Origin of the sequence: Vulcaniibacterium tengchongense, assembly GCF_003814555.1 — a bacterium.
GTDB lineage: Bacteria > Pseudomonadota > Gammaproteobacteria > Xanthomonadales > Xanthomonadaceae > Vulcaniibacterium > Vulcaniibacterium tengchongense.
Genome location: NZ_RKQN01000001.1, coordinates 418,639 through 434,624, shown reverse-complemented (window position 1 = coordinate 434,624; position 15,986 = coordinate 418,639). Strand labels below are relative to the sequence as shown.

The following is a 15,986-nucleotide window of genomic DNA, read 5'->3' as shown; positions in this document are numbered from 1 at the left end:
GCCCGCCCGGCGTCGATGCGCCGGGCGGGCCGCGGGCGGCGGGTCAGAACGAACCGCGGATGCCGAGCATCACGGTGCGGCCCGGGTCGTACAGGTCGTTGACGGCGTTGGGCCACCAGAAGTTCGAACGCCGCTCCTCGCCGGTCAGGTTGATGACGTTGAGCGTGATCTGCGGCCGGGTGGGCAGCGACGACAGCGTGTAGCTGGCCGACAGGTCGAACTGGCCGCGATCCTCGCCGACGATCTGCGCGTAGGTGATACCCTGCTGGTTCGGGCCGGTGCCGTAGGCGCCCTCCGCCCAGTTGTAGGACAGCCGCACCGAGGCCACGTCGTTCTCCCAGTACGCGGTGGCGTTCCACATCGTCGGCGCGATGCCGTAGACGTTGCCGGACAGCGCCCGGGCGTCGCGGCCGGTGGCTTCGATGTCGATCTTGGTGTAGTTGGCCATGAAGCCCAGGCCGTCGAACACGACATCCAGCGGCTGCACCCAGATCAGCTCCCAGCCGCGGATCTCGAGTTCGGCGTCGGCGTTGACCTGCTGCTGCACGTTCACCGTCGCCGCGCCCGGGCCGCCGCGGCTGTTGATCGCCCGCTGCTGATCGGCGACCAGGCTGTCGAACGGCACGCCCAGCGAGGCGAACGGCACGGTGGTGACCTGCTGGTAGGTGTAGCCCTCGACCTGCTTGTTGAAGTAGGTCAGTCCGACGAAACCTTCGTCGCCGGTGTACCACTCGCCGCCCAGGTCGAAGTTGGTCGACGTGTACGGCACCAGGTCCGGATTGCCGCGGTTGTAGTTCTGCGCGGAGATGTCGGTGAAGTAGTCGCCCGGCAGCAGGTTGCTCGGATTCGGGCGCGTCATGGTGCGCGAGCCGGACATGCGCAGCACCACGTCGTCGGCGACGTCCCACGCCGCGCTGAACGACGGCAGGTAGTCGTCGTAGTCGCTCTCGCGGGTTTCCCAGACCTTCTGGCCCGGCAGGCCGACGCGGCCGCTGATGGCCTGGTCGGTCTTGAAGTAGCGGATGCCGGCATTGAACCGCAGCGGGCGATCCAGGACGTCCATGGCGCCGTTGAATTCGATGTAGCCGGCGAGGCTCTTCTCCTCGAAGCCGCCGGTCGAACCGCCGGTGTTCGGGCCGTCGGCTTCCGCCGCGGCATCGCGGTACTGGGCGTAGTTGGTATCGGCCATGAAACGGTCGAAGTCGACGGTCACGAAGCCGGCGGGGCCGGGCAGGATGTACTGCGCCAGGGCCGCCTCCGGCACCTGCGACAGCGCATACGGCTGCCAATTGGTGCCGGTATCGCCGAAGCCCTGGATGCGGCGGAAGTTGCGGTCCCAGGCCACGCCGACCTTGACGTTGTTCGCGTCGTCGCCGAACTGCAGGTCGGCGCGGGCGCCGCCGGTCTCGGTCACGCGCTTCTCGTTCTGCACCCACAGGCGGCCGCCGGTCCAGGTCCAGCCGGCGTTCGGATCGTTGAGGTCGATGTCCGTGGTCCAGGCCGGCAGGTCGCCGTCGTTGCGGTACTGCAGCGTGGTGAACGGCGAGTTGAACCCGATCGTCGGCGACTCGCGGAACATCCAGCTGCGGCTGACGTTGGCCTGCACGTCGAGCTTGACCTGGCCTTCGTCGCCGAACCAGAAGGTCGCGCCCGGATTGACCGACCAGTACTTCACGTCCTCGACGTAGGGACGCGCCTCGAGGAAGAACTGCGCGTTGGCGAAGGTGGCGCTGGTGACCACGTTGTTCGCGTCGACCTGCATGTCGATCGGGATCATGCCGCCGTTGCGGCCGATCAGGTTCACGTCGATGCGGTCGTTGGTGCGGTGCGCTTCGGAGTACAGCACGTCCATGTAGAAGTGCATGGCGTCGTTCGGCCGCCATTCCAGCGAGGCCAGGAAGGCGTCGCGGTCGCGGTCGCCGGACATGTGCAGCGGGCGGCCCAGGCGCGGGATCAGCGCCTCTCCGATCTGCTCGATGCTCAGGCCCGGATTGTTGGCCAGCAGCCAGTCGCGGTCGATGGCCTGGCCCGGGGTCAGGCCGGCGGCGACGGTGGAGGCGTTGTTCGGCACCGTGTCCGGAATGCGCCAGCCGTTGCCGCCGTACATGTTGCAAGGCGTGCCGAGCGCCGGGAAACCGCCCGCCGCGCCGCCGTTGCCGCACTGCGCGTTGGTCAGGTTGGGGTTGGTCCAGCCGATGGTCTCGTAGCCCTCCACGCCGATCCGCCCCTTCACCGAAGCGACGCCGGCGAGCACGCCGAAGGTGCCCGCGTCGTTGGTCCAGCTGCCGATGAACGAGCCGCGCGGGCTGGTCTTCTCGCTGACGTCGTTGTATTCGCCCTGCAGCTGGTAGGTGAAATGGGTGCCCGGGTTGTCGAACGGGCGGGCGTTGCGCATGTCGATCACGCCCGACACGCCGCCTTCGAGCAGGCTGGCCTTGGGCGACTTGTTCACGGTGAGTTGGGTGAAGAACTCGGTCGGGAACAGGTTGAGGTCGACTTCGCGGTTCTGGTTGGTCGCGTCCAGGCCGATCGAGGCGGTGGCGACCGAGGCGCCGTTGATCGTGGTCTTGGTGAAGCTGTTGGGCAGGCCGCGGATGGCGACGTTGAGGCCTTCGCCGTTGACGTCGCGGCTGAGCTGGATGCCCGGGATGCGATTCAGCGATTCGGCGATGTTGAGGTCCGGGAACTTGCCGATGTCCTCGGCGAAGATCGCGTCGGTGAAGCCGGTGGCGTCGCGCTTGGCCTGGGTCGAGTACTCCAGGCTGCGGCGGAAGCCGGTCACGACCACGGCGTCGAGGTTGGTCGCCTCGTCGGCGGCGGCCTGCGCCTGCGCTTGGGTTTGCGCCGGCGTCGGCGCCGGCTGCGGCTCTTGCCGCGTCGCCTGCGCCTGGGCGAGCACGGACCCGCTCGCCATGCCGAGCAGAGCCAGACCCAAGGCACGCGACAACGCGGTTCTTGCACTGCGGAACTGAACCATACCCCCTCCCGTTCTCTCGATGTGCTTTCGATGCGTTCTGGTGCGGCACACGGCCCGCGTTCTCCGACGCGATGGCCGCGCGCCCACCGGCTAGGTACTGCGTTCGCGACACTCCACTGCCGCAGCGGCTCCGTCCGCGAAGGTAGCGCTACCATTCATAGGCGTAACGCGGCGCCGCACGAGGCCCGCGTCCGCCGGACGCCGGCGGGGCCGCGCGAGTATGCCGCGCATCTGAATTCAAGGCTGTTGCGGCGCAACATCGATTCGCCCATGCGCGGTGGCTTTCCCGGTTTCGCCTGTGCTAATGATAGCGGTAACACAAGCGCGGTCATTCCGCAGCGCAACAACCCGGAGCGAGCCCACGCATGAACGACGCCGCGCCCCTTTCCGCTGCTGCCGCGCTGGCCACAAGGATCGGCAAGTACCGCTGGCGCGTGTGCGCGATGCTGCTGGCGGCGACGACGATCAACTACGTCGACCGCCAGGTGCTCGGCGTGCTCGCGCCATTCCTGCAGGACGAGATCGGCTGGAACGAGATCGAGTACGGCTACATCGTCACCGCGTTCCAGGCGGCGTACGCGATCGGCCTGCTCTGCGCCGGCGCGGTGATCGACCGGCTCGGCACGCGCATCGGCTACGCGATCGCGATCGGCGTGTGGAGCCTCGCGGCGATGGGCCATGCGTTGGCCGCGAGCGTGCTCGGTTTCGCCTTCGCCCGCTTCATGCTCGGGCTCGGCGAGGCGGGCAACTTCCCGGCCGCGATCAAGACCGTCGCCGAGTGGTTCCCGCGCCGCGAGCGCGCGCTCGCGGTGGGCATCTTCAACGCCGGCTCCAACATCGGCGCGGTGCTGGCGCCGCTGCTGGTGCCGATCGTCGCCGCCGCCTGGGGCTGGCAGGCGGCGTTCCTGTGCACCGGCGTGCTCAGCGTGGCCTGGCTGGTCACCTGGCTGCTCACCTACCGCACGCCGGAGGAGCAACCGAAGCTGTCGCCCGCGGAGCTCGCCCACATCCGCAGCGATCCGCCCGAGCCGACCGCCAGACTGCCGTGGCGCCGGTTGCTGCGCCACCGCCAGGCCTGGGCCTTCGTCGCGGCCAAGTTCATCACCGATCCGGTGTGGTGGCTGTTCCTGTTCTGGCTCGGCAAGTTCCTGGCCTCGGAATACGAGCTGTCGCTGGCCAAGATCGGCCCGCCGATGATCGTGGTCTACCTGATGGCCGATGTCGGCAGCGTCGCCGGCGGCTGGCTGGCCGGGCGCCTCCTGAAGCGGGGCTGGAACGTCAACCGCGCGCGCAAGGGGGCGATGCTCGCCTGCGCGTTGTGCGTGGCCCCCGTGGCGCTGGTCACGCAGATCGACAACCTGTGGCTGGCAGTGGCGCTGATCGGCCTGGCGATGGCCGGCCACCAGGGCTGGTCGGCCAACGTGTTCACCCTGCCGTCGGACATGTTCCCGCGCCATGCGGTGGCCTCGGTGGTCGGCATCGGCGGCTTCGCCGGCGCGGTCGGCGGCATGGCGATGTCGCTGTTCACCGGCGCCCAGCTCGAATCCACCGGCAGCTACGCGCGCGTGTTCCTGATCGCCGGCATCGCCTACCTGCTCGCGCTGCTCGTCGTGCACCTGCTGGTGCCGCGGCTGCAGCCGGCGCGGCTCGAAGAAAAACCGCACGACGTCTGATCGCGAACCGTCCGGAGGGGAATGGATGAAAGTCATGCATACGGTCCTGGCCGCGGCGCTCGCCGCGCTGCCGCTGCAGTCGCAGGCGCAGGGCGCGCCGTTGGCCGCCGGGCAGAAGAAGTTCCTCGGCGGCATCCACGGCCCGTCGCAGGTCGAGGGCTTCGCCAGCTACTGGAACAAGGTCACGCCCGAGAACGCCGGCAAGTGGGGCGAGGTCGAGAAGGTCCGCGACGTGATGGACTGGAGCGGCCTCGACGCCGCCTATCGCTTCGCCAAACAGCACGGCTTCCCGTTCCAGATGCACGTGATGGTCTGGGGCAACCAGCAGCCGGAGTGGATCGAGGCGCTGCCGCCGGCGGAGCAGCGCGAGGAGATCGAGGAATGGTTCGCGGCGGTGGCCGCGCGCTATCCCGAGCTCGACTTCGTCGAGGTCGTCAACGAGCCGCTGCACGATCCGCCGACCAAGGACGACGAAGGCGGCGGCCACTACGTCGAAGCGCTCGGCGGCGCCGGCGCCACCGGCTGGGACTGGATCCTCGAGTCGTTCCGCATGGCCCGGCGCCATTTCCCGAAGTCCAAGCTGCTGATCAACGACTACAGCATCACCAACACGCCGGCCGACGCGAAGCGCTACCGCGGGATCATCGACCTGCTGCGCAAGGAGAACCTGGTCGACGGCATCGGCGTGCAGGGCCACGCCTTCGCCACGACGCCGGACGTGCCGATGTCGGTGCACCAGGCCAGCCTCGACCTGCTGGCCGAGACCGGGCTGCCGATCTACGTGACCGAACTGGACATCGACGGCCTCACCGACGCGCAGCAGCTGCGCGACTACCAGCGCGTGTTCCCGGTGTTCTGGGAACACCCGGCCGTCGCCGGCATCACCTTGTGGGGGTTCCGCCCCGGCCTGTGGCGCGACAAGGAACGCGCCTATCTGATCCGCAAGGACGGCAGCGAACGCCCGGCGATGGCCTGGCTGCGCGGCTACGTGCGCGGCGTGAACGGCCCGGCGCCGCGATAGCAAGCGCCCCCCCACCGGAGACGGAGGGACGCGCGCCGCTTGCCGCGGCGAGGCCGGGGCGCGGGGCGCGAGCCGTTCGCAGCGGCCGGTTGTCCCCAGCCCGCAAGGACCGGACACGCTCCCTCCGCGGTCGAACCCCCCATCCGGAACCACGACATGCGCATCGCACCCCTGCTCGCCCTGCTCCTCCTGACGACCGCGGCGCCGCTGCATGCGGGGACCGGCTGCGCCGCGCCGGCCGCGGTCTGCGAACGCGCGGTCGCCCGCGCGCTGCCGCTGATCGACGCACGCGGCCCCGTCTCGATCCTCGTGGCGGAGGGCGACCATCCCGGCGTGCTGCGCGCCGCGCGCGAGCTGCGCGACGACCTGTCGAAAGTGGCCGGCCGCGACGCCGCGCTGGTCCACGAACCCGGCGCCGCGGGCCGCACCGCGATCATCGCCGGCACCCTCGGCCACAGCGCGCTGGTGGACCGCATCGTGCGCGAGCGCGGCCTCGAAACCGGCGACGTGGCCGGCCGCTGGGAGGCGCACCTGCTGCAGGTGATCGAGCGCCCGCTGCCCGGCATCGACCGCGCCCTGCTGATCGCCGGCGGCGACAAGCGCGGCACGGTCTTCGGCCTGTACGAGCTGTCGCGGCGCATCGGCGTCTCGCCCTGGCATTGGTGGGCCGACGTCCCGGTGGCCAGGCGCGACGCGCTCCACGTCGCCCCCGGCCGCTTCGTCGATGCGCCGAGGGTGCGCTACCGCGGCATCTTCCTCAACGACGAGGACCCCGCGCTCGGCGGCTGGATGAAGGCGAAGTTCGGCGGCCCGAACCACCGCTTCTACGAGCACGTGTTCGAGCTGATCCTGCGCCTGAAGGGCAACTACCTCTGGCCGGCGATGTGGGGCCGCGCCTTCCACGACGACGATCCGCTGAACCCGAAGCTCGCCGACGAGTACGGCGTCGTCATCGGCACCACGCACCATGAACCGATGATGCGCGCCCACGTGGAATGGGAGCGCTACGGCAAGGGGCCGTGGGACTACGCGAAGAACGCCGCCGCGCTGCAGCGGTTCTGGCGCGAAGGCATCGAGCGCATGAACGGCTACGAGAGCGTGGTCACCCTCGGGATGCGCGGCGACGGCGACGAGCCGATGGCGGAGGACACCGCGATCGGCCTGCTCGAGCGCATCGTCGCCGACCAGCGCCGCATCGTCGCGGACGTGACCGGCCGGCCGGCCGAACGCACGCCGCAGGTGTGGGCCCTGTACAAGGAGGTGCAGGACTACTTCGACGCCGGCATGCGCGTGCCCGACGACGTCACGCTGCTGTTCGCCGACGACAATTGGGGCAACATCCGCCGGCTGCCGAGGCTCGGCGACCGGCCGCGAACCGGCGGCTACGGCGTCTATTACCACTTCGACTACGTCGGCGGTCCGCGCAACTACAAGTGGCTGAACACCACCCAGATCGAGCGCGTCTGGGAGCAGATGGGCCTGGCCTGGGCCTACGGCGCGGACCGGCTGTGGATCGTCAACGTCGGCGACCTCAAGCCGATGGAGTTCCCGATCGCGTTCTTCCTCGACCAGGCCTGGAATCCGGAGGCGATGACGCTGGAGCGGTTGCGGGACTACCCCGCGCGGTGGGCGGCCGAGCAGTTCGGCCCTGCCCAGGCCGCCGAGATCGGCGAACTGCTGACCCGCTACACCCAATACAACGCGCGCCGCAAGCCGGAGCTGCTGTCGGCCGACACCTGGAGCCTGGCGAACTTCGACGAGGCCGAACGCGTGGTCGCCGGGTGGGAGGCGCTGGCCGGGCGCGCGCTGGAGGTGAAGGCGCGGCTGCCGCGGGCGTGGCACGACGCCTATTTCCAGCTGGTCGAGTACCCGATCCTCGCCAGCGGCAATCTCAACAGGCTCTACGTCGCCCTCGCCCGCAACCGCGCGTACGCGGCGCAGCGGCGGGCCTCGACCAATTCCTGGGCGGACGAGGTGCAGCGGCTGTTCGCCCGCGACGCCGAACTGCAGCGCCTCTACGAGCAGGGCATCGCCGGCGGCAAGTGGCCGCACATGATGTCGCAGCCGCGGATCGGCTACACCCACTGGCAACAGCCGGAGCGCAACGTCCTGCCGCCGCTGGCGCGGGTGGACGTGCCCGACCGGGGCGTGCTCGGCGTGGCCGTCGAAGGCGACGAGCGCGGCTGGCCGGTGCTGCTGGAACGGGCGCGGTTGCCTACGATGGATCCGGTCGCCGCGACTTCGCGCCGGATCGTGCTGTTCAACCGCGGCCGCGCGCCGGTGTCGTACACCGCCCACGCCTCGCAGCCGTGGCTGAAGCTGTCGTCCACGGCCGGCGAGGTGCGCGACGAGCAAACCCTGCGCGTGGACGTCGACTGGCGCCGGTTGCCGCCCGGCCGGCACCGCGCCAGCGTGTTCCTGCTCGGCGGCGACCGCACCGAGGTGCGCGTGGACGTGCCGGTGCACGTGCCGGCGGACCTGGAGCGCGCCAGCGGCTTCGTCGAAAGCGAGGGCCACATCGCCATCGAGGCCGGGCACTACGCCCGCGCGCTCGCGCCGCCGGGCCTGGCCTGGCGCACGATCCCCCATCTCGGCCGCACGCTGTCGGCGGTGGTCGCGCTGCCCGCGACCGCGCCGCCGCAGGAACCGGGCGGCGACGGCGCGCGCCTGGAATACCCGCTGTGGCTGCACGCGCCGGGCGAAGTCGAGGTGCGGGTGACGCTCTCGCCCAGCCTCGACTTCCGCGGCGGCGAGGGCCTGCGCTACGCCGTCTCGATCGACGACGAGGCGCCGCAGATGGTCGCCATGAAGCTGGATCCGACCCCCGGCCACGCGGACTTCCGCGCCTGGGAACGGGCGGTCAGCGACAGCGTCCACGTCGCCGTGTCGCGCCACCGCGTGCGCGCCGGCGCACGGACGCTCAAGCTGTGGCGCGTGGATCCCGGCGTGGCGTTCCAGCGCATCGAGGTCGTGCGCGAGCCGCTGCGGCCCTCCTACCTCGGTCCGCCGGAGAGCCTGCGGCGATGACCCGCTCCTCCCTGCGCGTTTGCGAGGATCGCGGAAGACCGCACGGAGGCGGTTCGACGGCCTGGGCCCGCGCTGCGCGGCCCGCAAGCCCCGCTCGTGCGGGAATGACGCACTCGTTTCCTGAACCTTCCCGGCGGTAGCCCCGGCATGACCACGTCCCCCAAACCCCTGACGCTGCACGAAGATCGCCTGTTCCCGTCCGACCCGAGCCAGCGCGCGATCGCCCGGCGCCTGTACGCGCAGGTGGCGGCGCTGCCGATCGTCAGCCCGCACGGCCACACCGACCCGGCCTGGTTCGCCACCGACGCGCCGTTCGCCAACGCGACCGAGCTGCTGCTGGTGCCCGACCACTACGTGTTCCGGATGCTCTACAGCCAGGGCGTGCCGCTGGACGCGCTGGGCATCCCGCGCCGCGACGGCTCGCGGGCGCCGGTCGACCCGCGCGAGGCCTGGCGCGTGTTCGCCCGCCACTTCCACCTGTTCCGCGGCACGCCGTCGATGCTGTGGCTGAACCACGTCTTCCACGACGTGTTCGGCCTGCGCGTGCGCCTGGACGAGCGCAGCGCCGACCTCTATTACGACGCCATCACCGAAGCGCTGCAGACGCCGGCGTTCCGGCCGCGCGCGCTGTTCGAACGCTTCGGCATCGAGGTGATCGCCACCACCGAGGGCCCGCTCGACCCGCTCGCGCACCACCAGGCGATCCGCGACAGCGGCTGGAACGGCCGCGTCGTCACCGCCTACCGCCCGGACGAGGTGGTCGACCCCGAACACGAAGCCTTCCGCGACGCGCTGCAGCGCTTCGGCGAAATCACCGGCGAGGACGTGCACGGCTGGGACGGCTACCTGCGCGCGCACCGCAACCGCCGCGCCTTCTTCAAGCAGATGGGCGCGACCTCGACCGACCACGGCCACGAGACCGCGCTGACCGCGGACCTGTCGGACGCCGAGGCGCGGAGGCTGTTCGAGAAGATCCTGCGCGGCGACTTCAGCGCGCGCGAGGCCGCGCTGTTCCGCGGCCAGGTGCTGACCGAGATGGCGGCGATGAGCCTGGACGACGGCCTGGTGATGCAGCTGCACCCGGGCTGCCACCGCAACCACAACCCCTGGCTGTTCCGGCGCTACGGCCGCAACGTCGGCGCCGACCTGCCGCTGGTCACCGAGTACGTGCACGCGCTCAAGCCGCTGCTGGACCGCTTCGGCAACGAACCCGGTTTCCGCTTCATCCTGTTCACGCTGGACGAGAGCACCTATTCGCGCGAACTGGGGCCGATGGCCGGCCACTACCCTTGCCTGTTCCTCGGCCCGGCCTGGTGGTTCCACGACGCGCCCGAAGGCATGTGGCGCTTCCGCGAGCAGACCCTGAGCACGGCGGGCTTCTACAACACCGTCGGCTTCAACGACGACACCCGCGCCTTCCTGTCGATCCCCGCGCGCCACGACGTCGCCCGCCGCATCGACTGCGCGGTGCTGGCCAAGCTGGTCGCCGAGCACCGGCTGGACGAGGACGAGGCGGCCGAGGTCGCCGTGGACCTCGCCTACCGCCTGCCCAAGAACGCCTACAAGCTGTAGGGCCGGTTCCAGCCGCCGCCGGGCCGGCGCAGGATCGCCGTCCGGCCCGCGCGGCCCGATCCGGTCCCGAACGCCATCCGACACTCCACCACGCCGACGCCATGACCCGCCTCCTGCCGAAAGCCTTTGCGCTCGCCGCCGCGCTGCTCGCCGCCGCCGCGCCGCCCGTGCCCGTGCGGGCACAGGCGGCCGCGGCGCTGAAGGCCGCCTACGCCGACGACTTCCTGCTCGGCGTCGCGGTCAACGACGACATCGTCTCCGGGCGCGACGCCGCCTCGCAGGCGCTGGTGGCCAGGCACTTCAACGCGGTCACCGCCGAGAACGCGATGAAGGCGGAAGTCGTGAACCCGCGGCCCGGCGTGTGGGACTTCGCCCAGGCCGACGCCTTCGTCGAATTCGGCCGCAGGCACGGCATGTTCGTCGTCGGCCACACCCTGGTCTGGCACAACCAGACGCCGGCGTTCTTCTTCACCGGTGCGAACGGCGAGCCGAACACGCCGCAGGCGCAGATCGAGGCGATGCGCCGCTACATCGAGAAGGTGGCCGGGCGTTACCGCGGCCGCGTGCAGGCCTGGGACGTGGTCAACGAGATCCTCGGCGAGGACGGCCGCTACCGCACCGACACCGCCTGGGTGAAGGCGGTCGGCGACGGCGACCGGGTGGTGCGCAAGGCCTTCGAGTTCGCCGCGCGCTACGCGCCCGACGCCGAGCTGTACTACAACGACTTCAACGCCGAGCGCCCGGCCAAGCGCGACGGCATCGTGCGGATGGCGAAGATGCTGCAGGCCAACGGCGTGCGCATCGACGGCATCGGCATCCAGGCGCACTGGGGCCTGAACTACCCGAGCCTGGAGGACATCGAGGCGGCGATCGACGCCTACGCCGCCCTGGGCCTGAAGGTGATGATCACCGAGCTGGACATCGACGTGCTGCCGCTGACCCGCGAGGGCCAGGTGATCGGCACCGGCCTGTTGCATCCGCAGTTCCAGCTGCCCGAGTTCGAGCGCTACCTCGACCCGTACCCGCACGGCCTGCCGGCCGAGGTGCAGCGGCGCCTGACCGAGCGCTACGCCGAGCTGTTCCGCCTGTTCCACCGCAAGCGCGACAAGATCGCACGCGTCACCCTGTGGGGCGTGCACGACGGCATGTCGTGGAAGAACGACTACCCGATCCCGAACCGCACCAACCATCCGCTGCTGTTCGACCGCGCGCGCCGGCCGAAGCCGGCGCTGGACGCGGTGCTGCAGGTGCCGCATGAAGACGCCCGACGCCGCTGACGCTTCCCGCCCCGCGCCGAGCGCGGCGGTGGGTCCCCCCTTGCCGGAGGCCGGTGCCCGGCGCTTCGCTTCGCCCGGCGTCCGCGGGCCCGGTATCCGGAGCGGCCGCCTGCCCGGCCTTGCGCTCGCGTGGGGCCTGCTCTGCGCCTGCGCGCCGGTCGCGGACATGCCGACGCGTCCCGCGGTCGGCCGCACCGCCGCGTTCGATGCCACGCTCGAGGCGGCGTTCCGGCGCATCGTGCCGGCCGACGCGCGCGTCGAGCCGGTCGCGGAGGGCTTCACCTGGGCCGAGGGGCCGGCGTGGATCGCCGGCAGCGACGGCGGCCACCTGCTGTTCACCGACGTGCCGGAGAACAGGCTGTACCGCTGGTCGCCGCGCGAAGGCCTGTCGGTGTTCCTCGAGCCGTCCGGCTACGCCGGCCCGCCGCTGGACGCGCTGCGCGAACCGGGCGCCAACGGCCTCCACCCCGAACCGGGCGGCACCGTGCTGCTGGCCGATTCGGGCTCGCGCCTGGTCGCGCGGCTCGACCTGGCGACCAAGAAGAAGACGCCGCTGGCGACGCATTACCAAGGGCGCCGCTTCAACAGCCCGAACGACCTGGTCCGCCGTCGCGACGGCACCGTCTTCTTCACCGATCCGCCGTACGGACTGACTGGCATCGACGATTCGCCGGCCAAGGAGCTGCGCTTCAACGGCGTCTACCGCCTCGATCCGGACGGCCGCGTGCGGCTGCTCGACGATCGCCTGCGTTATCCGAACGGCATCGCGCTGTCACCGGACGAACGCACGCTGTACGTGGCCAACTCCGATCCTGCGCATCCGCTCTGGATCGCCTACGCGCTGGACGAACGCGGCGAGGTGGCCGGCCGGCGCGTGTTCGCGGACGCCTCGGACCTCGTCGCGCAGGGCGCGCCCGGCCTGCCCGACGGCATGGCGGTGGCGAGCGACGGCACCCTGTTCGCCACCGGTCCCGGCGGCGTCCTGGTGTTCGCGCCGGACGGCCGGCGCCTGGGCCGTATCGAGACCGGCACCGCGGTGTCGAACTGCGCGTTCGGCGACGACGGCCGCTCGTTGTACATGACCTCCGACCATTTCGTCGCCCGCGTGCGCGTGACGGTCGCGGGGCCGGGTTTCCGCGCGCCGGCGCCCTGAGCGCGCCACGATGATCGCGGCGAGCCCGCCTTGGCGCGAGCGGCCGCGGCGCATGCGCGCCCCCCGCGTCGAAGCAGGCCGGCGCGTCGGTGCGCCGGGGCGCCGCGAGCCGCCGTGGGCGCTGCATGTCGGGAGGCCGGCGGCGGGCCGCTCACCGCGCGCGGCGGCCGACGCCCACGTTTGGCTCCGGGGCGAGGACGGGGCCGGCACGCACCGGCGTGCGCAGAGGAACGGCGATCCGCCCGTGTACCGGGTGACGCGCGCTCCCGGGCGCCGTAAGTCGCGCGTAAGTCGGCGCCGCCGACACTGCGCCGCGTCCCCTCCGAGGCCACCCCCCGATGCTCCGCCACGCCCTCGTCGTCTGCCTGCTGTTCCCCACGCTTGCCTCCGCCCAGTCCAGCACCGGCGATTTGCCGGCCAATGCGGACCCCAACGACGACCGCTGGAGCCTCGGCATCGGGGCCCGGGTCAAGGACAGCGCCTACGCCGGCGAGGGCACCCGCACCCTCCCCCTGCCGCTGGTCAATTACGAAGGCGAGCGTTTTTTCTGGCGTGGCGTGACCGGCGGGTTCCATCTGTTCGAGGGCGAGGCGTTCCGGCTGGAGGCGGTCGTGTCCGGCCGCTTCGACGGTTTCGACATCGACGACCTCGGCCGCCGGGAACTACTGGCCAACGGCCTGGATCCCGATTGGCTCCAGGACCGCGACGACGGGCTGGACGTCGGCCTGTCCGCACGCTGGCGCGGCCGCGCCGGCGAGCTCAAGTTCGAGGCGCTGGCGGACGTGGCCGACGCCAGCGGCGGCTACGAGCTGTCGCTCGACTACGGCTACGCGCTGCATTGGGGCCGGACCACCGTCGTCCCCGGCGCCGGGGTGCGCTGGATGTCGAAGGACATGGCCGACTACTACTACGGCACCCTCGACGAGGAAGCGGCCCTCGGCGCGCCCGCCTATCGTCCGGGATCGACGCTGATCCCCCGGGCGAGCCTCGGCTTCTCCCACCCGCTCGGCCGGAAATGGCGCATGATCGGCGCGGTGAAGTACGAGTTCCTGCCCGGCGAGATCGGCGACAGCCCGCTGATCGAAGCCGGCACCGACGGCGAGGCCGCCCTGAGCATCGGCCTCGCCCGCGGTTTCTGACTTCCGATCGTCTCCCCGTGCCGCAGACCGCCCGCCTCTCCCAACGCATCGCCCTGATCGAAGACCACCAGCGTCTGGCATCGCTCGTGCAACGCGGGTTGGCGGCAGCCGGCGTGGCGGTGGACGTGTTTCCCAGCCAGGCCACCGCCTGGCATGGCCTGAGCCACGGCGACTATGCGCTGGCGGTGGTGGATCGCGGCCTGTCCGACGGTGACGGCCTGGAACTGGTGCAACGCCTGCGCGCCGCCGGCCATCGGTTGCCGTGCCTGATGCTGACCGCGCGCGACGCGCTGCACGACCGCGTCGCCGGGTTGGAGGCCGGGGCCGACGACTACCTGCCCAAGCCCTTCGCCATGGAAGAGCTGGTCGCCCGCGTGCGGGCACTGATGCGGCGGCCGTTGGAGGTGCGCGCACTGCACCCGGCCCACGGCGATCTGGTGGTCGTCCCCGAGGGCGCCTCGGTGGCCTGCGGCGGCCGGAGCGCGGCCTTGGCGCCGGCCGAACTGCAGATCCTCATCTGCCTGGTGCGCGCGGCCGGCGAGGTCGTCCGCCGCACGACCCTGGAGGCCGCCGCCTGGGGCGTCAGCGACGCCGTCACCCCCAACGCGCTGGACGTCGCCCTGCACCGCCTGCGGCGCAAGCTGGACGCGGTCGGCTCCGCGCTGTCCGTGGTCAACGTCCGTCACCAGGGATTCGCGCTGCGCCATGCCGATCCTGCCCCATAGCCTGGCCGGCCGGCTGATTCTGGCCACGGTGGTGGCGATGCTGCTGGCCACCGGCGCCGCGGCCGCGGTGATGATCGCGCTGGTGTACCCGCACTCGACCGCCGCGCTGCTGCGTGCCGAGTTGGACGCAGACATCCGGAACGTGCGCGACGGCATGCGCGTGGATCGCGCCGGGCGCATGCGCATCGAGCTGCATCCGGAGCAAGCCAACTTCTACGACGGTCTCCCCGGCGACGCGGCCTATCGCGTCCTCGACGCCGAGGGGAACGTGCTGGCCCAGAGCCGCCCCGGCCCCGCCCTGGACGCGCTGGCCGGCACGGCGGCGGGCCCGCGCATCCGCGCCGTGCAGGAAGGCGCCGATGGGATCGTCCTGCAGGTCGCGCGCGCGACGGTCGCGCATGCGGGCCGCGACTACGAGATCCAGGTCGCGCAAAGCCGCCGCCTCGTCACCATGCTCGACTCGTACGCCAGCAAGCTGTACCTGAGAGCCGGCGCGGTCACCGGGGCGCTGGCGCTGCTCGTCTTCGGCGTGGCGGTGTACGTCACCATACGGCGCACGGTGCGGCCGATCCGTCGCGCGTCCGAGGTCGCCGTCGGGATAGGCCCGCGCAACCTCGCCATGCGCCTGCACCGCGGCGACGTGCCCGGCGAGATCGCGCCGCTGATCGACGCCTTCAACGCCGCCCTGGCGCGGCTGGAGAACGGCTACCGCGTGCAGCAGGAGTTCCTGGCCGCCGCCGCCCACGAACTGAAGACCCCGCTGGCGCTGCTGCAGGCCGAGATCGAACTCGGCGGCGCCGCCGACCCTCGGCTCCTGCTGCGCGACACCGCGGTGATGGCGCGCCAGGTCAACCAGCTGCTGCACCTGGCCGAGGTCAGCGAAGGGCACAACTATGTCTTCGCCCCGCTGCAACTGAGGCCCGTGCTTGCGGATGCGGCGGACTACCTCGGTCGCCTCGCGGAACGGCATGGCGTGGCCATCGAACTGGACGCCCGCGCCGACGAGGGCACTACCGTCGAGGCCGACCCGTCCGCCGTGTTCGTGTTGGCCAAGAACCTGCTGGAGAACGCCATCCACCACGCCCCGCCTGGCAGCGCGGTGCGGGTGGAGGTGCGGCCGGACGGCTTCGCCGTGCAGGACCTCGGCCCCGGGGTTGCGCCCGCGGATCGGCCAAAACTGTTCGAACGCTTCTGGCGCGGCGGGTCCCGGGACGGCGAAGGCGCCGGCCTGGGCCTGGCGATCTGCCTGGAGATCTGCCTGGCGCATGGATGGACGATCGCGCTGGACCCGGGCTGCGAGCCGGGGGCGAGGTTCGTCGTTGCGACCGGCTGAGCCGAGTGCCCGCCTGCGCGAGAGGGCGCGTGTCGGCCGCCGTCGCCGCGCCGTCCGACCATCGTGCGGACGCGCGCCTTCCGACTCGC

Annotated in this window: 10 protein-coding genes; 9 read left to right on the top strand and 1 reads right to left on the bottom strand. The window is 71.5% G+C overall.

The window, feature by feature from the left end; translation table 11 throughout:
• Positions 1–43: 43 nt before the first annotated feature.
• Positions 44–2,977 (bottom strand): TonB-dependent receptor, encoded by a 2,934-nt coding sequence (locus EDC50_RS02035; RefSeq protein WP_123768796.1) that lies wholly within the window; start codon positions 2,975–2,977, stop codon positions 44–46.
• Positions 2,978–3,342: 365 nt separating this feature from the next.
• Here EDC50_RS02035 and EDC50_RS02030 point away from each other — a divergent pair, with 365 nt between their 5' ends.
• The 9 genes from EDC50_RS02030 to EDC50_RS01990 all read left to right on the top strand — a co-directional run bounded on the left by EDC50_RS02030 (position 3,343) and on the right by EDC50_RS01990 (position 15,897).
• Complete coding sequence (locus EDC50_RS02030) at positions 3,343–4,650, top strand: MFS transporter (protein WP_123768795.1); 1,308 nt, start codon at positions 3,343–3,345, stop codon at positions 4,648–4,650.
• Positions 4,651–4,684: 34 nt separating this feature from the next.
• Entirely contained in the window at positions 4,685–5,671 is a 987-nt protein-coding gene (locus tag EDC50_RS02025; RefSeq protein WP_425477890.1) for an endo-1,4-beta-xylanase, read from the top strand.
• 156 nt (positions 5,672–5,827) lie between these two features.
• On the top strand, positions 5,828–8,698 hold the full coding sequence (locus tag EDC50_RS02020; RefSeq protein ID WP_123768793.1) for a glycosyl hydrolase 115 family protein: 2,871 nt from the start codon (positions 5,828–5,830) through the stop codon (positions 8,696–8,698).
• A 147-nt stretch (positions 8,699–8,845) separates the two neighbouring features.
• Complete coding sequence (gene uxaC, locus EDC50_RS02015; protein ID WP_123768792.1) at positions 8,846–10,270, top strand: glucuronate isomerase; 1,425 nt, start codon at positions 8,846–8,848, stop codon at positions 10,268–10,270.
• A 101-nt stretch (positions 10,271–10,371) separates the two neighbouring features.
• Complete coding sequence (locus EDC50_RS02010; RefSeq protein WP_123768791.1) at positions 10,372–11,547, top strand: endo-1,4-beta-xylanase; 1,176 nt, start codon at positions 10,372–10,374, stop codon at positions 11,545–11,547.
• Between the two features lie 94 nt (positions 11,548–11,641).
• Complete coding sequence (locus EDC50_RS02005) at positions 11,642–12,700, top strand: SMP-30/gluconolactonase/LRE family protein (protein WP_425477889.1); 1,059 nt, start codon at positions 11,642–11,644, stop codon at positions 12,698–12,700.
• A gap of 338 nt (positions 12,701–13,038) precedes the next feature.
• The gene (locus EDC50_RS16595; RefSeq protein ID WP_123768789.1) at positions 13,039–13,839 is read left to right on the top strand and encodes a MipA/OmpV family protein; all 801 of its coding nucleotides are present in this window, start codon (positions 13,039–13,041) and stop codon (positions 13,837–13,839) included.
• 17 nt (positions 13,840–13,856) lie between these two features.
• Positions 13,857–14,564 (top strand): response regulator transcription factor, encoded by a 708-nt coding sequence (locus EDC50_RS01995; RefSeq protein WP_170167572.1) that lies wholly within the window; start codon positions 13,857–13,859, stop codon positions 14,562–14,564.
• Positions 14,545–15,897, top strand: a complete 1,353-nt coding sequence (locus tag EDC50_RS01990; protein WP_123768787.1) for a sensor histidine kinase — start codon at positions 14,545–14,547, stop codon at positions 15,895–15,897. The genes EDC50_RS01995 and EDC50_RS01990 overlap by 20 nt, the downstream gene beginning before the upstream one ends.
• The last annotated feature ends 89 nt before the right edge of the window (positions 15,898–15,986 follow it).

Coding starts and splice junctions, on each gene's coding strand:
- EDC50_RS02010 (WP_123768791.1), top strand. CDS start 10,372: ATGACCCGCCTCCTGCCGAAAGCCTTTGCGCTCGCCGCCGCGCTGCTC.
- EDC50_RS01990 (WP_123768787.1), top strand. CDS start 14,545: ATGCCGATCCTGCCCCATAGCCTGGCCGGCCGGCTGATTCTGGCCACG.
- uxaC (WP_123768792.1), top strand. CDS start 8,846: ATGACCACGTCCCCCAAACCCCTGACGCTGCACGAAGATCGCCTGTTC.
- EDC50_RS16595 (WP_123768789.1), top strand. CDS start 13,039: ATGCTCCGCCACGCCCTCGTCGTCTGCCTGCTGTTCCCCACGCTTGCC.
- EDC50_RS02025 (WP_425477890.1), top strand. CDS start 4,685: ATGCATACGGTCCTGGCCGCGGCGCTCGCCGCGCTGCCGCTGCAGTCG.
- EDC50_RS02020 (WP_123768793.1), top strand. CDS start 5,828: ATGCGCATCGCACCCCTGCTCGCCCTGCTCCTCCTGACGACCGCGGCG.
- EDC50_RS02035 (WP_123768796.1), bottom strand. CDS start 2,977: ATGGTTCAGTTCCGCAGTGCAAGAACCGCGTTGTCGCGTGCCTTGGGT.
- EDC50_RS02030 (WP_123768795.1), top strand. CDS start 3,343: ATGAACGACGCCGCGCCCCTTTCCGCTGCTGCCGCGCTGGCCACAAGG.